This window comes from Polyangiaceae bacterium (assembly GCA_020633235.1).
In the GTDB taxonomy this organism is placed as follows: Bacteria; Myxococcota_A; Polyangia; order Polyangiales; family Polyangiaceae; genus JACKEA01.
On record JACKEA010000001.1, the window covers coordinates 182,215 to 202,101 of the forward strand.

General features: G+C 66.8%; 21 protein-coding genes. 9 read left to right on the forward strand and 12 right to left on the reverse strand.

The features are described 5' to 3' along the window. Positions 1-5: 5 nt before the first annotated feature. Positions 6-2,327 (reverse strand): hypothetical protein, encoded by a 2,322-nt coding sequence (locus tag H6717_00880; GenBank protein MCB9575567.1) that lies wholly within the window; start codon positions 2,325-2,327, stop codon positions 6-8. A gap of 100 nt (positions 2,328-2,427) precedes the next feature. On the opposite strand from H6717_00880, the gene H6717_00885 reads away from it, so the two are divergent. From H6717_00885 to H6717_00905, 5 genes are all read left to right on the forward strand, one after another. Next, positions 2,428-3,405, forward strand: coding sequence for an SDR family NAD(P)-dependent oxidoreductase (locus H6717_00885; GenBank protein ID MCB9575568.1), 978 nt, complete (start codon positions 2,428-2,430; stop codon positions 3,403-3,405). Between the two features lie 105 nt (positions 3,406-3,510). After that, positions 3,511-3,678 (forward strand): ribbon-helix-helix protein, CopG family, encoded by a 168-nt coding sequence (locus H6717_00890; protein MCB9575569.1) that lies wholly within the window; start codon positions 3,511-3,513, stop codon positions 3,676-3,678. Next, a complete protein-coding gene (locus H6717_00895) occupies positions 3,675-4,019 on the forward strand; it encodes a VOC family protein (protein MCB9575570.1) in 345 nt (114 codons plus the stop codon). The genes H6717_00890 and H6717_00895 overlap by 4 nt, the downstream gene beginning before the upstream one ends. Continuing rightward, entirely contained in the window at positions 4,013-4,855 is an 843-nt protein-coding gene (locus H6717_00900) for a class I SAM-dependent methyltransferase (protein MCB9575571.1), read from the forward strand. The genes H6717_00895 and H6717_00900 overlap by 7 nt, the downstream gene beginning before the upstream one ends. A gap of 76 nt (positions 4,856-4,931) precedes the next feature. Further along, a complete protein-coding gene (locus H6717_00905) occupies positions 4,932-5,633 on the forward strand; it encodes a hypothetical protein (GenBank protein ID MCB9575572.1) in 702 nt (233 codons plus the stop codon). 52 nt (positions 5,634-5,685) lie between these two features. Here the strand turns inward: H6717_00905 and katG are convergent, their stop codons facing one another. Continuing rightward, positions 5,686-7,848 carry a catalase/peroxidase HPI gene (gene katG / locus H6717_00910; GenBank protein MCB9575573.1) on the reverse strand — a complete coding sequence of 721 codons (2,163 nt, stop codon included), beginning with the start codon at positions 7,846-7,848 and terminating at the stop codon, positions 5,686-5,688. Between the two features lie 118 nt (positions 7,849-7,966). Next, positions 7,967-8,698, reverse strand: a complete 732-nt coding sequence (locus tag H6717_00915; protein MCB9575574.1) for a MerR family transcriptional regulator — start codon at positions 8,696-8,698, stop codon at positions 7,967-7,969. Positions 8,699-9,189: 491 nt separating this feature from the next. Here H6717_00915 and H6717_00920 point away from each other — a divergent pair, with 491 nt between their 5' ends. Beyond that, on the forward strand, positions 9,190-10,380 hold the full coding sequence (locus H6717_00920) for a hypothetical protein (GenBank protein MCB9575575.1): 1,191 nt from the start codon (positions 9,190-9,192) through the stop codon (positions 10,378-10,380). Positions 10,381-11,013: 633 nt separating this feature from the next. Here H6717_00920 and H6717_00925 read toward each other — a convergent pair. Genes H6717_00925 through H6717_00935 form a run of 3 tightly spaced genes read right to left on the reverse strand, consistent with a single transcriptional unit; the run spans position 11,014 to position 12,475 of the window. Further along, the gene (locus H6717_00925) at positions 11,014-11,232 is read right to left on the reverse strand and encodes a hypothetical protein (GenBank protein MCB9575576.1); all 219 of its coding nucleotides are present in this window, start codon (positions 11,230-11,232) and stop codon (positions 11,014-11,016) included. After that, on the reverse strand, positions 11,229-11,567 hold the full coding sequence (locus H6717_00930; protein MCB9575577.1) for a hypothetical protein: 339 nt from the start codon (positions 11,565-11,567) through the stop codon (positions 11,229-11,231). The genes H6717_00925 and H6717_00930 overlap by 4 nt, the downstream gene beginning before the upstream one ends. A 5-nt stretch (positions 11,568-11,572) precedes the next feature. Then, positions 11,573-12,475, reverse strand: coding sequence for a LysR family transcriptional regulator (locus tag H6717_00935; protein MCB9575578.1), 903 nt, complete (start codon positions 12,473-12,475; stop codon positions 11,573-11,575). 125 nt (positions 12,476-12,600) lie between these two features. On the opposite strand from H6717_00935, the gene H6717_00940 reads away from it, so the two are divergent. From H6717_00940 to H6717_00950, 3 genes are all read left to right on the forward strand, one after another. Continuing rightward, positions 12,601-13,617, forward strand: coding sequence for a zinc-dependent alcohol dehydrogenase family protein (locus H6717_00940; GenBank protein MCB9575579.1), 1,017 nt, complete (start codon positions 12,601-12,603; stop codon positions 13,615-13,617). Positions 13,618-13,643: 26 nt separating this feature from the next. Further along, positions 13,644-14,147 carry a hypothetical protein gene (locus H6717_00945; GenBank protein ID MCB9575580.1) on the forward strand — a complete coding sequence of 168 codons (504 nt, stop codon included), beginning with the start codon at positions 13,644-13,646 and terminating at the stop codon, positions 14,145-14,147. A 151-nt stretch (positions 14,148-14,298) separates the two neighbouring features. Then, the gene (locus H6717_00950; GenBank protein MCB9575581.1) at positions 14,299-15,744 is read left to right on the forward strand and encodes an FAD-dependent monooxygenase; all 1,446 of its coding nucleotides are present in this window, start codon (positions 14,299-14,301) and stop codon (positions 15,742-15,744) included. A gap of 57 nt (positions 15,745-15,801) precedes the next feature. Here H6717_00950 and H6717_00955 read toward each other — a convergent pair whose 3' ends face one another. The 6 genes from H6717_00955 to H6717_00980 form a co-directional block, all read right to left on the reverse strand. Next, positions 15,802-16,356, reverse strand: coding sequence for a dihydrofolate reductase family protein (locus H6717_00955; GenBank protein MCB9575582.1), 555 nt, complete (start codon positions 16,354-16,356; stop codon positions 15,802-15,804). 52 nt (positions 16,357-16,408) lie between these two features. Beyond that, positions 16,409-17,356 carry a dienelactone hydrolase family protein gene (locus tag H6717_00960; GenBank protein ID MCB9575583.1) on the reverse strand — a complete coding sequence of 316 codons (948 nt, stop codon included), beginning with the start codon at positions 17,354-17,356 and terminating at the stop codon, positions 16,409-16,411. 69 nt (positions 17,357-17,425) lie between these two features. Continuing rightward, on the reverse strand, positions 17,426-18,337 hold the full coding sequence (locus H6717_00965) for a hypothetical protein (protein MCB9575584.1): 912 nt from the start codon (positions 18,335-18,337) through the stop codon (positions 17,426-17,428). 185 nt (positions 18,338-18,522) lie between these two features. After that, complete coding sequence (locus H6717_00970) at positions 18,523-18,753, reverse strand: DNA-binding protein (GenBank protein ID MCB9575585.1); 231 nt, start codon at positions 18,751-18,753, stop codon at positions 18,523-18,525. Positions 18,754-19,039: 286 nt separating this feature from the next. Next, positions 19,040-19,438 carry an SRPBCC family protein gene (locus H6717_00975; protein ID MCB9575586.1) on the reverse strand — a complete coding sequence of 133 codons (399 nt, stop codon included), beginning with the start codon at positions 19,436-19,438 and terminating at the stop codon, positions 19,040-19,042. Position 19,439: 1 nt separating this feature from the next. Next, on the reverse strand, positions 19,440-19,781 hold the full coding sequence (locus H6717_00980; GenBank protein ID MCB9575587.1) for a VOC family protein: 342 nt from the start codon (positions 19,779-19,781) through the stop codon (positions 19,440-19,442). Positions 19,782-19,887 lie beyond the last annotated feature (106 nt).

Genomic DNA, 19,887 nt, shown 5'->3' on the forward strand with positions numbered 1-19,887 from the left:
TCCGGCTACTTGGCGCTGATGCGAAAGTCGGAGACGCGCGCTTCGGCGCTCACGGTGTTCTTGCCGCTGCCCCCGTTTCGCACTTCCGTCGCAATGTTCAGCGCGGTGGTGACTCCGGTCGACAAATCCCCGTTGCTCGGGCCGGTCAGGTGGCCCTGCGCGACGAGCTGGCTGAGGATCGAGTACCAGGGGATCGTCAGCGGCGTGTCCTGCTTGCGCGGCACGGTGATGCCGAGGGCCTTGCCGTCCAGCTCCACCCACTGAAACGGCGGGCTCGGGTTGAACTTCTTTTGCACCAATAGGGGTGAGCTCGGGAAAGCGTCACCCCAACCCACGCTCTGCAGATCGATCTCGACCGTGATGCCTTGGTTGTTCCACTCGCCGGCGTACGTCGCGATCAAACGCGAGCCTCCGTTGGGGGCGAAGTCGTCGTACCAGACGTTGGCGTGAAACACGGTCTCGGAAGGCTTCGGGTAGTTGGGCCCCCCGTTGTGGTGCTTGTGATCGAAGAAGGCGTACCAGGTGTAGGAGCCCGCTCCGCAGGGGTGAGCGAAATCGATGAAGTTCGACTTCAAGATGGCCTGCTGATTCTTGCGACCGAGCTCGTCCACGTGCGGCGCCCACAGCAAGCTGAGCGGACCGCCCGCGTTGATCGGCAAGGACTGGCTGTTCACCCCGGTGCACGTCGCCTGCAGCGCCTTCTCGGATTGGTTGGCGATGGTCCAGTTGCGACCAGCGACGGGGCAATCGGTGGTGTCTTCGTAGTAGTTGGGCTGGCCCGCCGAGATCGACTTGATGCAACGGTGTTGCAGGTTGTAGTCCCAGCCGTAGGTCGCCGAGCAGCTGCTCCCGGCACACCCGTCGAGACAGGCCTGCGCGCTGTCCGCGTAGATGCAGGTGCCGTGCTGGCAGCTCCCGGTCTTGGCGTAGCTCACGATCTCCGTGCCGCCGGAGCAGACTTGGGGCGGCGGATTGACGCAGTTCAAGCTCGCGCACGGGTCGCCGCTGCTCGAAGCTTCGAAGTAGCCGCTGACGTCGATGATCAAATGCGTGGCGACGGTCGTGTACACGCAAACGCGCCCGCTGTTGCCCGGTTGAATGATGGCGTTGTTCGCCACGGTCTTGCCGGCGCCGAAGTTGACGGTCGAGGTGCTGGGCACGCCGTGACCTTCCGGGTACACCACGGCAAAGCCCGCTGCGGACGGATTGACCGCGACCAAATTCAACACGACGCCGCGGGCACTGGCTGGCAGCTCCGCGTTCGCGAGCGTCACGCAGGTCTTCGATTGAGCCGCGGGCTGGGCGCCGCCCGTGGTGTCCAGGCGGCGAGCGGGTTTCAGCGGATGCAGCCGAGTTTCCGTCGAGAAGAACGCGCTCACGTCCACGACGTAGTGACTCGCCGCCGGCCCGAGGGTGACGCACACCTGACCGCCGCTCCCCACGGCAACGATCGCGCCGTTCGCCAGCGTTTGCCCGGCCTCGAAGTTCAGGGTGGACGTGCTGGCCACGTTCTGACCCGCTGGATGGAGTCGCAAGAAGCCCTTCGCGTCGGGCTGCACGGTGGTGACGTTCAGCGCCACCGCTACGGCAGAGTCGGCAACACCGGCCGCGCCGGCGACCTTGAAGCACTGGGTCGAGCTGGCGGCCGGCTTCGCTCCGGTGCGCGTGTCGAGCAAGCGCTGAGGCGTGAGCGCGGTGTAGCCCGAGCTTTGCGCGAAGAACCCGCCGACGTCGATCACGAAGTGCACGCCCGCCACTTGCGGCGTGACGCAGATCTTTCCGCTGGCTGGCAGACTCACGATCGCGCCATTGGCGACGGTCTGATTCTTGAAGCTCAGGGTGGACGTGTCCGGAGCGGCGCCGTCCGGATGCGCGATCAGATATCCGGCGGCGCTCGGCGCCACCGCGGTCAGATTGATGAGCACGGCCTTGGCGTCGGCGGGGATGGTTCCCGTACCGGCGAGCTTCACGCAGCGCGCCTTGCCGATGGCGGGCAGCGCGCCGCCCCGCGTGTCCAACGCGCGATACGGATGCAGCGGGACGAAGCCATCGCCGGGCGGAGGCGGCGGTGGCGGCGGACCCGCGTCGGGCGTGGTGCCGCCGGCTCCGGACGTGCCACCGACGTTCGAGCCGCCGGACGACCCCGCCTGTCCACCGCTGGCCGAGACCCCGCCGCCACCGTCGAGGGCTCCGGCGTCGAGGGTGTGTGCAGCGCCGCTCTCGTCGTCGCTCCCGCACTGCGTGAGCGCGAGCAGTGAAAGTGCCAGCAGCGCTTGCAGGAACCAACGCTGCGACGGTTTCAGGCGCAAAACCCGGAAAGATTGCACGCGCGCAGCATATCACGCTCGGATGGCGCGGGCGTGACGCCCCCGAGCGCGCGCGCAGCTGCTAACTTGGCGCAGCGACACGCGAACACAGGAGCAGGGCATGGCCGTTTCCGATCAGAATCCGACGCAATCTGGCTTCCACGCGCACAGCACGGGCACCGAGGTGTTGGCCGACGTCGACCTCACCGGCAAAACGGCGATCGTGACCGGTGGTTACAGCGGCATCGGCATCGAGACCACGCGAGCCCTCGCCGCCAAGGGCGCGACGGTCATCGTGCCGGTCCGTTCACCGGAAAAGGCAACCGAGAACCTCGCGGGCGTGCAGGGCAACGTGAAGACCGCGCCGCTCGATCTCGCCGATCTGAGCTCGGTCCGCGCGTTCGCTCAGACCCTGCTCGGCGAGCTCGAGCGCCTCGACCTGCTCATCAACAACGCCGGCATCATGGCCTGCCCCGAGGCGCGGGTCGGCCCTGGTTGGGAGTCGCAGTTCGGCGTCAATCACATGGGACACTTCGCGCTGACGCAGGCGTTGCTCCCACTGCTGGAGAAGACCTCCGGCGCCCGCGTCGTCGCGCTCTCTTCCACGGGTCACAAGATCAGCGACATCCGCTGGGACGACATCCAGTTTTCGAACGGCGACTACAACAAGTGGAAAGCCTACGGTCAGGCGAAGACCGCCAACGCTTTGTTCGCCAACGCGCTCTCTCGCCGCTTGAAGAAGAGCGGCGGCCTCGCTTTCGCCGTGCACCCCGGGGGCATCTTCACGCCCCTCCAGCGCCACTTGCCCAAGGAAGAAATGATTGCCCTCGGTTGGCTCGGGGAAGACGGCGAGCCCAGCGAGATGGCCAAGGCCGGCTTCAAGACGCCCGAGCAGGGCTGCTCCACCACGCTATGGGCGGCGACGTCCGCGCGGCTCGTGGGCAAGCCCGGCGTGTACTGCGAAGACTGCGACATCGCCGCGCCCACGGATCCCGAGAGCCCCATGGCCCGCTACAAGGGCGTCGACGCCCACGCCGCGAACGACGAATCCGCCGAGAAGCTGTGGAGCCTCAGTGAGAAGCTCCTGGCGCAGGCATGACGCTTGATTGTCGGGCCGGCGCGGGCACGACGGGGTTCGCGCCGGACCAACATCCAGATGCAAACGGCCTTGCGGCTAGCATGCTAGCATGCTAGCTCTTTGGGCGTGGCAGGCGAGGTCCGACAGTTCAACGTCTATTTGCCGTCGGAGCTGATCCGCGAGGTCAAGCACCACGCCGTGGAGACGGAACAGTCGCTGTCGGCGATCGTGGCGACGGCGCTGCGTGAGCACCTCGCAGCCCAACGCAAAGCGAAAGGACGGAAGCGACAATGACGACCAAGGGAATCGACATGGTCTTGGTGGAGACGCACAACTGGGGCAAGTCCGTCGCCTTCTGGAAGGCGCTCGGCTACGAGATCGAGTTCGAGACGGATCATCACTCGGGGCAGCTGCGGCACCCGGCGGGCGGGCCCAAGATCTTCGTGGCGGAGCGACCGGAAGGCCAGCCACTGCAGGTGGTGTTGGGGCTCGCGACGGGATCTGCGGAAGCGTTTCAGCCGCCGGCCGCCGGAACGGTCACCCAGCCGTTCGAGAAGCAGCACTGGGGGGTGCTTCAAATGCTGGTGGCGGATCCGGACGGGCGCCCGGTGAGCATCGAGGCGCCGGCATCGTGAAGGAGCCGGACTCGACGGCGGTGCGCGTGGCGCTGTGGCGTGCGCTCCACGTTCAGGTGGATCCGCCGCCCCACGTGATCGAAGACGAGATCGGGCTCCGGCTCGCGGCACCGGATGCGGGCTGGCAGGAGCGTCCGGACATGAGCCCGTTCACGCGGCCGTTTCGTGCGTCGATCCTGGCGCGGGCTCGCTTCGTGGAGGACTCCGTCGCGGAGCGTGCGGCGCACGGGGTCACGCAATACGTGATCCTCGGCGCGGGGCTCGACACCTTCGCGCAGCGGCGGCCCGTTGCAACAGATATGCGCGTGTACGAGGTCGACCGACCGGAAACGCAGGAGTGGAAACGCGAGCGCCTCGTGGAGCTGGGGTTTGGCGTTCCCCCGCACCTGTGCTTCGTGCCCGTCGATTTCGAAGCGGGGGAGCCGTGGTGGGAGCGGCTGGCGGCGTCGGGCTTCGATGCCGGACAGCCCGCGGTCGTCGCGTCCACCGGGGTGAGCATGTATCTGACGCGCGACGCGATCCTGGACACGCTGCGGCACGTCGCGGCGCTGGCAGCGGGATCCACCTTCGTGATGTCCTTCATGCTGCCGATCGAGATGACGGACCCCGAGGTGCGCGTCGCGGTCGAACGCGCGGCGGCCGGTGCGCGCGCCAGCGGTACGCCCTTCATCAGCTTCTTCACCCCGGAGCAGATGCTCGCGCTCGCCCAAGAAGCGGGTTTCCGGAGCGTCGCACACGTCTCCGCCGAGGAGCTCGCGCAGCGCTACTTTGCAGATCGCACGGACGGCCTACGGCCGCCGAAAAACTCGGAAGAGCTTCTCGTGGCGTCCACCTGAGGGGTCTGCGGGTGAAACCAGGCCGCCGGCTCGACCCGCCATCCGCTTCGAGCTATGCGTGTCGTGCCGAGTCGACATGGTCTTGGTCCTTCTGGCCTTCTTCGCCGTCCTCTGCGCCGTGGCCGTCGCGGTCGCGTTCATCGTGATCGCCGCGAAGTTCTGGGCGGCGGAAAGTCGGGGCGATGACCTTCGACACGCCGTTTCCGCCGGCGACGCGTGCTCTCTCGAAGCGTGGAGCCCAGAAATGCTGCCATGGCTTTCGAAGGACGCAGTCGGGAGCTCGAGCTACTACCGCCCGATGGGTGGCGCCCTCACGTCGAAGCTGGCGTTGACGCTCTTTTCCGCGCAAGGTGCGGCGCTGGTCGCCATCATCGGGGAGGTCACTCGCCGAAAGGGTCGCGGACGGATCGACGTCTTGGTGCGCGGCACGAGCATGGTGCTTCAGCTGGAGGGCGCCCGTTGGATCGTGTTCGTCAACGGCGGCCCTCTGGGCGCGATCGAGCCCACCTCCGGGCGACTCGACGACGTTCGCGGAATGCCGGTGGGCTTCTGCCGGCCGAGCGCGGGAGGCGCACAGGTCGAGCTCCGCGGAGTGAACGTCGGGTGGATCGAGGCGGGGGCAGAGCTTCACGAGGCTCGCGTCGCGAACCCGCGACCGCTGCTTCGCCTCGCCGCTCCCGTGACCGAACCGGAGCCGGTGCTGTGGCTGCTCGCCGCCATCGCGTTCACTCTGGTCAATCAGCTCATGGTCTCGAGCAGCGGCCTCATGTCCATTTGACGTGGTCCGGCGCGGAACCTCGAGGTTCCGCGCCGAGCCAACATCAATCGCTTCACGCCAGGTCGAAGCGGTCGAGGTTCATGACCTTGGTCCAGGCGGCCACGAAGTCCTGTACGAACTTCTCCTTGGCGTCCGCGCTGGCGTACACCTCGGAGAGGGCGCGGAGCTGGGAATTCGATCCCAGCGCCAAGTCCACGCGGCTGCCGGTCCAGCGGAGCTCACCGGTCTTGCGATCGCGTCCTTCGAACACGTTGTCGTCCGAGGTCTTCTTCCACTCCGTGCCCATGTCGAGCAGGTTCACGAAGAAGTCGTTGCTGAGGGTGCCCTCCTTGTTGGTGAGCACGCCATGCTTGCTCTGCCCCACGTTGGCGCCGAGCACCCGCAGACCGCCGATCAGCGCCGTCATTTCCGGCGCCGTCAGGGTCAGGAGCTGCGCCTTGTCCACCAACAGCGCTTCCGCGGGCACGCTGTACTTGCCCTTGAGGTAGTTGCGGAAGCCGTCGGCGATGGGCTCGAGCACGGCGAAGCCGTCGACGTCGGTCTGTTCCGCCGTGGCGTCCATGCGCCCCGGCGAGAACGGCACCGTCACGGAAACGCCCGCGTTCTTCGCGGCCTGCTCCACCGCTGCGCAGCCGCCGAGCACGATGAGATCCGCCAGGGACACCTTCTTGCCTCCCTTTTGGAAGTCGGCCCGAACGCTCTCGAGCTTGGCGAGCACCTTCTGGAGCTGCGCCGGCTGGTTGGCTTCCCAGTCCTTCTGCGGCGCCAGGCGAATGCGGGCGCCGTTGGCACCGCCGCGCTTGTCGGAGCCGCGGAAGGTGGAGGCCGATGCCCACGCGGTGGACACCAGCTCCGGGATGGACAGCCCCGACGCCAGCAGCTTCTGCTTCAGCGTCGCGATGTCGCTTTCGTCGATCAACGGATGGTCGACGGCGGGGATCGGGTCCTGCCACAGCAGGTCCTCCTGGGGAACCTCGGGGCCGAGGTAGCGCGATCGCGGACCCATGTCGCGATGGGTCAGCTTGAACCAGGCGCGCGCGAAGGCTTCCGCGAATTGATCGGGGTGCTCCAAGAAGCGCCGGGAGATCTTCTCGTAGGCGGGGTCGAAGCGCAGCGAGAGATCCGTGGTCAGCATCGTGGGTCGATGCTTCTTGGACGGATCGTGGGCGTCCGGGATCACGGCGTCGGCGTTCTTGGCGACCCACTGGTGGGCGCCGGCGGGGCTCTTCTCGAGCTCCCACTCGTAGTTGAACAGGTTCTCGAAGAAGTAGTTGCTCCACTTCGTCGGCGTTTGCGTCCACGTCACCTCCAGGCCGCTGGTGATGCAGTCGCCGGCCTTGCCGCTCTTGAAGCTGTTTCTCCAGCCGAAGCCCTGCTCCTCCAGGCCCGCGGCCTCCGGATCGGCGCCGACCAGTTGGGCGTCCCCGGCGCCGTGGGTCTTGCCGAAGCTGTGCCCGCCGGCGATGAGCGCGACGGTCTCTTCGTCGTTCATGGCCATGCGCGCGAAGGTCTCGCGGATGTCCTTGGCGGCCGCGACGGGATCCGGATTGCCGTTCGGCCCCTCCGGGTTCACGTAGATCAGCCCCATCTGCACTGCGGCCAAGGGGTCTTCCAGATCGCGATCACCGGAGTAACGCTCGTCGCCGAGCCACTCGCGTTCGGCGCCCCAGTAGACGTCCTGATCGGGTTCCCACACGTCGGCGCGACCGCCGGCGTAGCCGAACGTCGGAAAGCCCATGGACTCCAGCGCCACGTTGCCCGCCAGGATGATCAAGTCCGCCCAGGAGATGTTCTTTCCGTACTTCTGCTTGATGGGCCAAAGCAGCCGCCGCGCCTTGTCCAGGTTCACGTTGTCCGGCCAGGAGTTCACTGGGGCAAAGCGTTGCTGCCCGCGGCCGCCACCGCCGCGCCCGTCCCCGGTGCGGTAGGTGCCGGCGCTGTGCCACGCCATGCGGATGAAGAGCCCTCCGTAGTGGCCGAAGTCCGCGGGCCACCAGTCTTGGGAATCCGTCATCAGCGCGTTCAAGTCGCGCTTCACCGCGGCGAAGTCGAGGCTCTCGAAGGCCTTCTTGTAGTCGAAGTCCTCGCCCATGGGGTTGGACTTGGCGGAATGCTGGTGCAAGAGGTCGAGCCGCAGTTGGTTCGGCCAAAAGTCCCGATTGGACGTGCCGCCGCCGGCGACGTGATGGAAGGGACACCCCTTTTCTGATGACATGTTCTCTCCTTGAGTCGGGTCGTTCGACTGTGGAAAGAACCTAGGGCTGGCCCTCGCGACGAGCAATTCGATCGATCCTATGGGCCGATACGCTCCGCTTATCGCGAGGGCACCGTGCTCAGTGGCCGGGGTCGTCCACCATGCTGCCCAGGTAGGCAAAAAGCTCTTCCGATATGCCGTGGTCTTCCCGGGCTTTCTTCTCGTCGTGAAGCAGCTTGAAGATGCGCTGGGTCATGTCGCTGTCCCCATCGCTCACGGACTCCACGGCTTCCTGGAAGCGCTGCCACAGGCGCTGCGCTTCAGGATCCCGCGGCGGCAAGCCGCGTTGCCGGGCGGCCTCCAACTCCTGGATCACGGGGGTGACGACCTCGTCTCCGCTCTGGGCGTGGGCCTCGAGACGCTTCTGCTGGGCCGGCGTGAAGTATTTCTCGTACATGGTGATGAGCTCCAATGCTGAAAGTAGCGTTTCAGTGGTTTGGGCGTCATCGGGGCTTCCGCCTTCGAGCTGCCGAGCGAGCTTCCGTAGCTGAACCGAGAGCCGCTCCAAGTCCCGCCGTTGCGCTTCGATCTTGGCCAGGTGATCGGCGACCACCTGGCGCGCATCGACGCTCCCATCGGACAAGCAATCGGCCACGGCGGATAGCGAGAGCCCCAGCTGTTGCAGGCTCCGTATCTGTTGCAGCCGCTGAATGTCCGCGGGCGTGTACAAGCGGTGCCCGGAGCGCGTGCGCCCGGACGGCTTCAGAAGCCCGATCTCCTCGTAGTAGTGCAGCGTCCGCACCGACACGCCCGTGCGCCGGGCGACCGCTGTGACCTTGAGTGCTGCCTTGGGTTCGACGGGGTTTGCCACGATGACGAGCCTAACCTGCGCCCTCACGCCGCGTGAGGATCAAGCCTCACGTCGGGAGAGGTTCCGCGCCGGACCAACGAAGATTGGCTCTCCTCACACATTCGTGGGTGCCTAGACCCACTGTTCATCTGGGGTGACCACCATCGGTGCCACTCCGGCGAGAGCGACGGACAGGTGCCGCCGCTGCGGCGTGTCGGTCGAGGGCCAAGCGACCTGAAGATCGAGAACTATGGCGACGCAAGACGAGTGCGAACGGACGACAGAATTCGACATCGCGAATGCGATTTCAGTTGACGAGCTTGCGGACGCTCCGCGCTCTCATTCCGCCGATGTGGTTCGGATCACGCGTGCGCAGCGCACGTGCGCCCAATGGGCGCGCGTTCGAAACGAAATCGATCTTCGAAGTGCGCGCGGGCTCGAAGGGCAGCTACGGCGTGCTGAAGAAGGCGAAATTTCTCGTGGTATGCCGGGGGAAACCACGGGGGGTTGTCATGTCATCGTCCAAAGCCATTTCCGTAGAACTGTCTGCCACCGAGCGCACTGCGCTCTCCGCACTTAAAGACCTGTCCAATCGCGATCTCTGGTCCAGCGCGGTGGTGGCCAACGCCGGGCGGCGCAAAGCCACCGCGCACTTGGTCGCCCACCTCGCTGAAATCGACCGTCGCGAGCTCGTGTACGACGAGGGCTACTCGTCGATGTACGACTTCTGCGTGCGCGGCCTCGGGATGAGCGAGGGCACGGCGTATCGGAGCATCGCCGGAGCGCGGGCAGCGCTTTCGTTTCCGGTGGTGCTCACGCTGCTCGCGGACGGAAGCCTGCACCTTTCTGGGCTTTCGCTCTTGGCTCCGCGGCTCACGCAGGACAATCACACTGCGCTGTTGAAACAAGCCGCCGGCAAGTCCAGCGCGGGGATTCGCGTCGTGCTCGCGCGCTGGTTTCCGAAGCCGGACGTCCCGGACCAGGTGAAGCCGCTGCGCACTGGTGGAAAGGGTCCAGCGCCCGGCGTGGAACCGCTTTCGGAAGGGCGCTTCGAGGTGCACTTCAGTGCCGGAGCGAGCCTGAAAGCGAAGCTCGAGCACGCCCAGAATCTGATGAGTCACGTGAGCCGGGAGCTGGAGGTCGTGATCGAACGGGCGCTCGACGCGCTGATTCGCGAGCTGGAGAGGAAGCGCTGGGGCAAGACGGACAAGCCGCGCCGCTCCCGCGGGACGAAGCCGGGCGAGCCCGGCCGTGCAGCCCGGCGCGAGGTGTACGAGCGCGACGGCGCCCAGTGCTGCTTCGTGTCGGAGTCTGGCGTGCGTTGCACTGCGAAGGCGTATCTCCAGTACGACCACATCGAAGCCACCGGCATCGGTGGTAGCGATGGCGCCTCCAATGGTCGGGTGTACTGCAGGAGCCACAATTTGAATGCGGCCAAGAAGACCTTCGGCCGCGAGTACGTCGAAGAGAAGATTCGCCTTCGTCAGCGAAGGCGTTCAGACACCGAGGACACCGGGGACACTACCGACGCCGAGGACACCGACGCGCGGGAGAAGCAAGACAAGCTCCTCTTGGCGTTGACGACTCAAGGCTTCAAGAAGGGCGAAGCCAAGAAGGCGACGGAGAAGCTCGCTGCCGAAGCCCGCAGCCTCTCGCTGGAAGAGCTGCTCCGTCGTGCACTGGCGTTGCTCGTTCCGCGGTAAGCGCGATGCGCGCCGGCTGATTCCGCGCCGAACGGACGTCGGGCCGCAGCTTGTGAGAGAGGACCGACTCAGGTGGGGCCAAGTGAGATGAGGAGGGCTCAGAGGGACGTGCCACTCGACTGGGTCATGGTCTTTCTGGTCCGGCGCGGCAAAGGGCCGAAGCGTCCCCTCTGCGCGACATCACGCCAGTGAAGGCTGGCGAACTCGGCGCGGGGTGAGTCTGCGCAGGGCCTCGCGGTGCGCCCCTGCGCGCATCGTGACGCGAGACGCGGCGCGCCTGAAGTCCTGTCCACTGAATTCGGCTTCGGGTTGCGACCCTTTTTCCCGATGGCCGAAACGCGGGGACCGGCGCACCAAGGCTAACGATTCCTCAGCCACGAAGATGTCAGGTCGGCGTCGACCTCGGTTGCGCCGACCTCTTCAGTCGCTCAGCGGCACGCGCTCCCGCCGCACCGCCGCCCAGCGCCAGTCCGCAGGCGCCTCGGCGCTTGCGTCTGCCACGGCGGGATCCGATGCGCCCCGCACACTGACGTCGCCTGGTCGGCCGCCACGCGAGGTACCGCGCCGGACCAACAAACTCTTGCGGGGGAATGTCGAACCGCCGCGGAACCTCGCGCTTTGCTGGCTTGCGGCTCAAAACTGCGTGATCTGGACGATCCTGCGCGCCTTGGGATCTCGAAACAGGTAGATGTGCGCGTCAGCGAGGCTCTCCGTGAGGCGACCGGTTCGGAGCTGTCCGAGAAAGCGCATCGGCGTGCCGTCGGGACGCTTCGGGTGCGCGGGGTTCTGATGCCAGAGCGGCTCGCCACCGATGAACACGTCGGGCCAGAGGCGGGCATCGGACTGTTTCACGAGCTCCGCGGGACCTCCACGGTAACGAGCTCGACGGCGCGACACTGCCACTTGGGCTTGGCCCGGAGTGTCTTACCCTCTGGGTAGAACCGCAGCAGCGCCTTTTCGGTCCTGCCGCGCAGGCCGCTCGTCGTCGCGTCGAACTCCAGGCGCTCGACCTCCGTGAAGAAGAACACGAGGTCCGCGGCATTGCCGCCGACCGACTTCGCGTCGATGTGCAGGCACGGCACGAGGCGACCCAAGAGGCGCGGTTCCCAGCCGGCAATCGAGTCGGGCTTGGGCCCAACGACGTGAGCGGAAGCGCGAGTCGGCCTTGCGAACAGCACTGTCGGCATGTCCTTCACCCACGCACGGCGAACTGCTTGGCGGCTTCGATGAACGCCCGGAGCGGGGCGGAGTGGCGCGAAATGGCAGGGTAATAGAGGAAGAAGCCCGGGACCTTCACGGCGTAGCGTTCCAGCACGCGCTCCAGGCGCCCCGCCTCCAGGGCTGCCGCGATCATGGGCTCCGGAACGTAGACGAGCCCCAGACCCCGCTCCGCAAGCTTGGCGCACAGCTCGGCGTCATTGGTGACCACGCTGCCGCGGACCGGAATGCGCCAGCTCTTTCGACCGCGCTCGAGCTCCCACGCATAGAGAGCTCCCGTGGTCTGGGACCGGAACGTGATGCAGTCGTGGTGCAGTAGGTCTTCGGGACGCTCCGGCGCGCCGTGGTGCGCCAAATAGTCGGGAGCGCCCGCAACGACGAAGCGAAAGCCATCGGTGAGGCGCACTTGAACCATGTCCCGCTCGATGGCCTCGCTCAGGCGAACGCCGGCATCGTGACCCTCCGCCACGATGTCCACGAAGCGATCCTCGACGGCGACCTCGACCTCGATGCGCGGGTGGCGTTCGTGAAAGGCCGGCAGCACGGGCTCGATCACGAAGCCCAGGGCCGCGCGGGGTACGGACAGGCGTAGGCGCCCGACGGTCTCCCCCGGTTGGGCCGACACCTCCGTGAGGGCGGAGAGCACGTGCGCCATCGACGGGCCCGCGCCCTCGACAAGCCGACGCCCGGCGTCCGTCAGCGCAACGCTGCGGGTCGTGCGGGTGAGCAGCACCACATGGAGCTGCTCCTCGAGCTGCCGCACGGCCTGGCTGACCGCGGATCGAGAAACTCCGAGCTCGCGGGCGGCTCCGCTGAAGCTCCGAGCCCGGGCGACGGCCAGAAACGTCTGGAGCTGGGGAAGGGGAGCGGGATTCACGGTCAAATCAGCCGATAGCGGCGGAGGATTGTCAAGAAGCACTTAACAGCTCGTCGACACGTCGAGCCCTACCGCACCAAAGGCGATCGGCGCATGTTCAGTCGGGCAAACGAAGGGAGAGAGCGATGCGAGGAGCAGTCATCCACGGGCCGCGCGACGTGCGTTTCGAAGAGCGGGAGGACCCCAAGATCCAAAAGCCGACGGACGCCATCATCCGCATGTCGGTCACCTGCGTCTGTGGATCGGATCTGTGGCCGTACCGCGGCTTCAATCCGATCGAGGCACCGACCCCCATGGGTCACGAGTATTGCGGGATCGTGGAAGAGGTGGGCCGCGACGTCACGTCGGTGAAGCCGGGACAGTTCGTCATCGGCTCCTTCTTCGCCTCCGACAACACCTGCCCGCACTGCCAAGCTGGCTACCAGACGTCCTGCCAACACCGTGAGCTCGTCGGTGACGCCCAGGCGCCGATCCTTCGCGTGCCGCTGGCGGACGGCACGCTGGTGGCCACACCGGAAGTGCCGCCGGACAGCATGCTGCCGAGCCTGCTCGCTTCCTCCGACGTGTTTGGCACCGGCTGGTTTGCTGCCGTGGCCGCGGAGGTGAAGCCCGGCATGACGGTGGTGGTCGTCGGCGACGGCGCCGTGGGCTTGCTCGCCGTGCTCTCCGCCAAGCAAATGGGAGCGGAGCGCATCATCGCCATGAGCCGACACGAATCACGTCAGAAGCTGGCGCGGGAATTCGGCGCGACGGACATCGTGCCCGAGCGCGGCGACGAGGGCATCGCCCGCATTCTGGAGCTCACTCGTGGTGTAGGTGCGGATGCCACGCTCGAGTGCGTGGGTACGGCGCAGTCGATGAAACAAGCCGTCGACTGCACGCGTCCTGGTGGCACCGTGGGCTACGTGGGGGTTCCCCACGGCGTGGAGCTGAACGGGACGGAGCTGTTCTTCAAGCACGTGCGCTTGTTCGGCGGACCCGCGCCAGTGCGCCGCTTCCTGCCCGAGCTCATCGAGCTGGTGCTCTCGGAGAAGGTCGCCCCCGGCAAGGTCTTCGACCTCACGCTGCCGCTGGAGCAAGTCGCAGAGGGCTATCGAGCCATGGACGAACGGCGTGCCATCAAGACGCTGCTCCGGCCATGAGCCCGTGCTCGTGGTAGAGCGCCCGCATGAACCGCGTGCAGCTCTTGGTGATGGTCGCCCTACCACTGCTCGGCTGTGATCAGCACAAGGCCACTCCGCCAGGTGCGCCCACGAGTCCCCCACCGGAGGTGGCGTCCAGTCCGACGGCACCTGCGAACGCGTCCGAGCGGTACATCGTGCCGGTAGAGCGAGGCGCCGAGTTCTTCCGAGGTCACTACGAGGACGCTGGCCAGTACTTCGAGCCAACGAACGCCCAGGTGCGCGCGTTCGAGGACCATCTCGCGGACTTCCTGCAATCCTCCAAGGATCCGGGAGCGGGAGCGTTGGCCGCCAAGCTGCACCGCTATCGCCGCCAGTTCGTGGGTGTCGTGACCGACGGCAAGCGCCTCGTCTTCGGCAACTTCTTCTGTTCCGACGTGCCCGCCACCACGCCGGTGATCGTGGACGACGGCGGCGACTGCTACTTCAACGTCTTCTTCGACCCGACGACGGGCGCGTTCTCGAAGCTGATCATCAACGGCGACGCCTGAAAATCGCGCGCCGCCGCTCCGCGTGAAGTCGCGCGAAGAGCTCCCTCCGGAGAAGGTGGCCACCCCCTGCCACTCTCGTCATATGCCAGGGTCGGGGGCTTGCGACAAGCCCCGGGTCGTGCCCCACAGTTTTCGCCGGAGGAGCGAAGAGATGCACGAACACGCGGTGGTGATTGCTGGCGGGGGCCCCACGGGGCTGATGTTGGCGGGGGAGCTCGCGCTTGCACGGGTCGACGTTGCCATCGTCGAGCGGCGCAAGACCCAGGAGCTCGAGGGCTCGCGCGCCGGCGGCTTGCTGGCGCGCACGCTGGAGGTGCTCGACCAGCGCGGAATCGTGGAGCGCTTTTTGGAGGAGGGGAGGAAGGTAGAGGCCGCTCCATTCGCGCAAGGCACCCTCGACATCAGCGACCTGTCGACCCGTCACAACTACTACCTCGGGCTGTGGCAGAGCCGCATCGAGCACATCTTGGCGGATTGGGTCGGCGAGCTGTCGGTGCCAACGTATCGCGGGGCGGAAGTCACGGGCTTCGAGCAGGACGATGCCGGCGTTGGCGTGCTGCTTTCATCCGGCGATCGATTGCGAGCTCGGTATCTCGTGGGCTGCGATGGCGGCCGGAGCCTCGTCCGCAAGCAGGCCGGCATCGACTTCCCAGGTTGGGAGGCATCCACCAGCTACCTGATCGTCGAAGCTTCGGCGACCGAGGAGCCGGAGTGGGGCATCCGCCGCGGCGAGAAGGGCATCTACGCCGTGGGAAAGCTGGGCGACGGTCGCCTCCGAGCGGTGCTGAGCGAGCTTCGGATGGGCGTGGGGGAGCCCACGTTGGAAGACGTCCGCGAAACCCTCGTCGCCGTGTATGGCATGGATTTCGGCATCGTCGATCCCACCTGGATCTCGCGCTTCACGGACATGACGCGACAGGCGGCTTGCTACCGCGCGGGCCGCGTGTTGCTCGCGGGCGACGCGGCGCACGTGCACTCCCCCGTTGGCGGCCAAGGGCTGAACCTCGGCGTGCAAGATGCCGTAAACCTCGGCTGGAAGCTCGCCGAGGTCGTTGACGGCAGCGCGCCGGACAGCCTGCTGGACAGCTACCACGCGGAACGACACGCGGCCGCGGCCCGAGTGCTGCGCACCACCATGGCGCTCACCGCCCTCGAGCGGGGCGACGCGCGCAACGAAGCCTTGCGAGAGCTCGTGCTCGAGCTGATGCAGAGCGACGAAGCCCGCAAGCGGTACACCGCGAAGATGTCGGGGCTCGACATCCACTACGACCTGGGAGAAGGCCATCCGCTGCTCGGGCGGCGCATGCCGGATCTCGACTTGGTCGACTCCGGGCGCGTGTTCACGCTGCTCCACGACGCCCGTCCGCTGCTGCTCGACTTCGGCGCCGCTCTCGAACTGGGACCTTGGTCCGATCGCGTCCGGCACGTCCGCGCACACACCACGAGCGCGTGGGACATCCCGGTGATCGGTGCGGTGGCGCCACCAAAGGCCGTCCTGGTTCGCCCCGATGGTTACGTCGCCTGGGTGGGCGAGGGCACGGACGCGGGGCTTCGCGCTGCGCTGACCCGCTGGTTCGGACCGACCGTCGATTCCTGAGCTACTTTTGTTGGTGCAGCGCGGACCACGCCGCGAGAGCGGCGTCTTTCTGCAGGCTCATCCCTCCTTGCGGCGGAAGTGGAGTGCCTGCACGCCGGAGTCGAACCGCCGCGTCGAGAGCAGCTCGAGATGCCGCGCCGTTGACAAGCCATGAAACAACGTCGGCCCGCGGCCACTGATGACGGGATGAAGGACGATACGGTACTCGTCGATGAGTCCCAGCTCTTCGAGGGCAGCCGAGAGCATGGGCGCTCCGACCAGGACACCGCGCTCGGTCTTCGCTTTCAGCGCAGATACTGCCTCGCCCAGATCACCCTCCACTTTGAACGTGTTGTGCCACGGAAAGTCGCTCCGCGAGCCCGACACGACGTACTTCGCCTTGGCCTCGAGCTTCTGTGCCCACTCGCGCATCGCGCGCGGCGCCTTTTCGTCGCGTGCTACCGCGGGCCAGGCTGCCTCCATCAGCTCGTAGGTGTTGCGTCCGAAGAGCATCGCCCCGCTGTCATCCATGAGCTGCGTCCAATAGTCGTGCAGCTCGTCGTCCACGATCCCCTGGGTGTGATCGATGCACCCGTCCAAAGTCACGTTGAGACCGAAGGTCAGGAGGCCCATGGCCCGGCATTCTAGCGGAAGGCGCGCGCAGTGCGCAGCTCGCCCGGACCGCTCAAAGGTGCTTCTCGAGGAGCGCGAGCAGGCGCGAGTGGGCGCGTTCAGCCTCGGCTTCGGCGTACACCGGGGAGTCGATGGCGCACCAGCCATGCTGCGCGGGGTAGACCTCGATCTCGGCCGGGAGCTTGGCGGCGTCAGCGGCCTTTCTCAGGACCGTCTTGGCTTCGGGATCGCGCTCGTCGTCGTTCTGCGCGATGCAGATGAGGGCCGCGGCCTTCATCTTGGAAAGCAGCGTGTGCGGGCTGTCGGGCTCTTTCGTCACCAGGCCGCCGCCATGGAATGATCCGATGGCCCCCACGCGATCCGGAGCTGCCGCTGCGGTGCGGAACGTGAACGGGCCGCCCATGCAGTACCCGGTGGTCGCGAGCTTGCGCGCCGTGTCCACCTCGGGCTGCTGATCCAGCCACTGGGCGAAGGCGGCGCCGTCGCGAGCGATGCCCTCGGAGGTGAGCGCTTCGCGCATGGGCGTGATCTTCGCCTTGCCCTCGTCCGTGCGCCACTCGGCGAACGTCTTCAAGATGGGCAGCTTGGCGGAGCGGTAGTACTGATTGACGACGAGGACTGCGTAGCCGTCCTTGGCCAGCCGCGTCGCCATCTTCTCGTAGGCTTCGCGGAGCCCGGCCACGTCCGGCCACACGATCACTCCGGGGTGTTTGCCCCCCGCCTTCGCGACGAAGAAGCCCTCCGCAGTTCCGTCCGGCGTCGTGATCTCGACCTTGCGCTCCGTGACGTCGCTCGGGGGCGTGCTCGGCTCGGGATGGGCGGCGGTGGGACCGGGTGGCGGGGCAGGGGGAGGCTTCGGGCCCTGCGGCGCCGGTGCGGGACCGCAGCCCGTGAGCAGCGCCGCCGCCGCCGCGCCGGCCCCGATGCCGAATTCTCGCCGTCCAAGCCGCTTCTGCTCCAAATACACTTCGTTCTCTGCTTCGGTCGTGTCGTCACACATGCTCGATCTCCGGTGGGCTGGCTCGACGGGTACGCCGTTGTCGCCGCAGAGTTTCGCAGTTTCTCGCCGTCAAGTTCCAGCGGGCTTCAGGATGCGGAGCACGGGCGCTCCCGCCGGCCCCTTAGCGAGGGGAAAGAACACGCGGTGCGTTTTCGGATCGACGGCCACGGTGTGGCTGGCGTCGCCGGGGTGCTCACTGTCGATGGCGACGAGGCCCGCCTTCCCGATGTCGAAGACCTTCAGGTTTCCGCTCTCCGCCGCGACGTAGAGCCATCCGAGGCTGGGGTCGATCGCGAGCACGTCGGGCCCGGCGCCGCTCGCCGCAATCTGGAGCGTTCGCGTGGCAAGGTCGACCCGGACGAGCTTCGAGTTGCCCTCGCACGCGATCAGCGCGCTCTTGCCGTCGGGGTGGATGCGCAGGCCATGGGCGCCGATGCACCCTGGTAGAGGAATGCGCAAGGTGACCTTGGCAGCGATGGGATCGACGGACACCAATTGGTCGGGGGGCGATGATCTCACGACGGTGACCCAGAACACGCCGCGCGCCGCGTCGTACACGACGTTGCCGGTCTCGGCTCCCAGCGGCACTTGCTTCCGCGGTCCGCCGCCGGAGTCGGCGATGAGGGACAGCGCGCCGTCGCCCTGATCGTACACCCCGACGACCTGGTCCTTCGCATCCCAGCCGACACCGTCCGGCGCGGAGCCGGTGGTTCTCCGGTCGATGACCTCGAGCGACGTACTGTCGATGATGACCAGCTGGTCTGGCGAGCTGGTCACGAAGATGCGTTCCACATCTTGCGCGACGATCACGCCGCGTGGTGTCGGGATGTCCGAGATGACCTTGACCACCGAGCCGTCTGCCACGTTGACGATCACCACCGAGGCGTCGTTCATGTGCGCGATGACGAGACGCCCGTGGACAACGTCGATGTCCTGGTAGTCGAAGCGGACCGGCTTTCCGGGAAGCGGAACGTCCGCCACGCGCACGAGGGGGAGCGCCGCAGTTCCCTCGCCGCGTCCTGAGCGTCTAGCGTCCTGGGGTTTCGCGCTGGCGCGCTGCGGCGGGCTCCCGGACGGCGTGCAAGCCAGTGCCAGCAGTGGAATCAACCAGAAGACGCGTTGCATGTGGCACCGAAGAGGTTTTCATCCTTGGCTTCGCAGGAACATCACAGCTCTGCGCGTCGCGCAGGTGGCTTCTTGACCTCGAAGTCAGGGTCGTCCCCGGCGCTGGGCATCGCCAGCAGGTGTTGCTTCAGGCTTGGGGAAGGCCGGCGGAGCAATACCTCGCGCAGCAACTCACGATGCTCGGCCTCGGCGGAACGTCCGTGCCGTGCTGCCCGGAGCTTGAGCGCCTCGACCAGCTCCTCTTCGAGGTTCCGCACGATCAGCTGAGCCATGATTCGATGATAGCGCCGTTCCGGATGTGGGCAGAGCCTACGCCTCATCCGCGGCCATCCCGAGCCATCGAGCGCGGCGTCGCTGCCTCGCAGCGGCGGAGGGGGTCGCCGTGGCCTCACCTGGGGTCCTCTCGACGACCCGCGAGCCACGTGGCCGTGCGCGAGAAAGCCAGGCCGAGCAAAAGAAAAGCCCGCCGAGAGGCGGGCTTTTGGTTGCACGGGGGCGATACGCGGGCTGGACCACGCTCAATCCGTGCACGGGTTGTGCTGTGTCCCGCTTGCGGCGTCACTCGTCCGAAGCGTGTGCCAGGCGATCGAGGGCGGCTTCCATAGCGCGGCAGCCGGCGTCCATCGCGGCCTGGATCCGGGCCCTGGTCTGGTCCGGGAGAAAGTCCACGCGTGCGCCGTCTGGTTCCGCGTGAACCTGGACGGCGCCGTTGTAGTGCGTCGTGTGCTGGCCCTCGATCGTCCATACGAGGCGCCTCGCCGCCTCGTCGAGCGTTACGATCGGCTCGCGGACCGTCATGCCGGAGGCAAAGGTGACGACCCGCGCACCCCCTTCGAGTCGCGTATGGGTGACGAACCCCGGCACCAGCCGCGTGTGCAGCGCCCCAACGTCGCGGATCGCATCCCAGACGTCCTCGGGTTGCGCTTTCGTGATGATGTCTTTGCGTACTGTTGCCATTTCACTTGCCGGCGTTGCAGCACGCTTCAAGCCGGTTGGGCCCGCAGTCGGAGCGCAGGCCGGGATGGCCGTTGTCGCGACCCCCGCGCGCAAGGGCGGCGGCATGGAAAGCATCGACGCTCCGGCGATTCGTGGCGGAAAGGCAGATGTGGAGGCCCGACGAGGGATTCGCGGACGGCGGCGCCTCGCTGGCGATCACCCAGAAAGATGCGCTCTCTCCTCCATAGCCGAGGGACGAGTCGTCCTGGCTGACGCAATGGAATCCGAGGGGCTCCAGTGCTGCATCGTAGAAGGCCTTGGCCCGGCCCAGGTCGCGTACTCCGATAGAAACGTGGTCGATCATCGAGACCTCCTTGCTTGCGGCAGGAGCAGCGTAGGAACGTCCGGGCCGGCGGACTTGGGAAAAATTGCCATTTGCGCGTCGAGCCAGAGCCTTGGTGTGCGGTGCT